At 72.5% G+C, this 721-nt stretch carries 1 protein-coding gene; it reads left to right on the top strand.

Translation table 11 applies throughout. The features are described from left to right. Positions 1-658: DUF3526 domain-containing protein (locus PMI01_RS00025; protein WP_007661389.1), on the top strand; the 658-nt coding region annotated here is incomplete at its 5' end. Positions 659-721: the final 63 nt, after the last annotated feature.

Genomic DNA, 721 nt, shown 5'->3' with positions numbered 1-721 from the left:
CCCGCGCACCCTGTCCGGGGCGGCGGCGCGCCTGCCGGCGCTGACCCGCATCGAGACCGACATCGCCATCCACGCCGACCTCAGCAAGATCGGCGACAGCCACGACCCCGACGATCCCTATTTCTCGGCCTTCAAGGCCAGGACCCTGGCCCAGTACGGCGTCCGGCGCGTCGAGGACCTCCCCGTCCAATGGGCCGGCCTGGTCGGCATGGAGGGCGAGCGCCTGACCAGCCAGCTCTTCGACCGCTACGCCCGCGAGGCCTTCGCCCGCGAGCAGGCCCAGAACCGCTTCGTGCGCGGCTTTGGGGCCGTCAGCCCGGTGATCGCCCTGCGCCAGGCCTCGATGAGCCTGGCCGGCACGGACGTCGAGAGTCACCAGGACTTCCTCGATCAGGTCGAGCGCCACCGCTACGCCTTCGTCCAGTCGCTCAACCGCATGCAGGTCGAGCAGATCCCCAACCAGGGCGCCGGCGAGGATCCGCGCATCGCCGCCGCCAACTGGAGACGGACGCCCAGCTTCGCCTACGTCGCGCCGGACGTTCTGCGCCTGGCCGGCGGCCGCGTCGCGGCCAACCTCGCCGTCCTGGTCGCCTGGCTCGTCGCGCCGCTGGCGCTCTGCGCGCCCGTCGCCCGCCGCCTTCGCGAGGACGCCCGATGAACCGCCTTCGACATGAACTGCGCCTTCTGCTGCGATCGCGGGTCGCCGCCGCCGCACTGACGC

The sequence above is a fragment of the Caulobacter sp. AP07 genome (assembly GCF_000281955.1).
Classification (GTDB): domain Bacteria; phylum Pseudomonadota; class Alphaproteobacteria; order Caulobacterales; family Caulobacteraceae; genus Caulobacter.
This window is presented reverse-complemented; position numbering and strand designations above follow the sequence as displayed.